Source organism: Photorhabdus sp. RM71S, from assembly GCF_042879355.1.
GTDB classification, from domain to species: domain Bacteria; phylum Pseudomonadota; class Gammaproteobacteria; order Enterobacterales; family Enterobacteriaceae; genus Photorhabdus; species Photorhabdus kayaii.
Genome location: NZ_JBHFKV010000326.1, coordinates 1 through 223 on the forward strand (window position 1 = coordinate 1; position 223 = coordinate 223).

Consider the following 223-nt stretch of genomic DNA (forward strand, 5'->3'; position numbering starts at 1 on the left):
AGGCATAAAAGGCTTCAACCAGTGCATCTTGCTCTATCATTTTGATAATATTAGCAATACAGTGACGACGAGGAATACCGTGAGTAAAATGCGTGTATTGTTTAAGCCACTCGCTCTGTAACTCACCAAATTCCTGAATCGATTTCCAGCCAGAAGCGCCGCATAATACAGCGGAGAAGGCTAAAAAAATCACATCCATTAATTCATGTTTTTTATTGATGTC

General features: G+C 39.5%; 1 protein-coding gene. It reads right to left on the minus strand.

Annotated elements, in window-relative coordinates:
• Positions 1-223, minus strand: a 223-nt coding sequence (locus ACGF5R_RS25075; protein ID WP_387693371.1) for a transposase family protein, incomplete at both ends; no start/stop codon positions are given.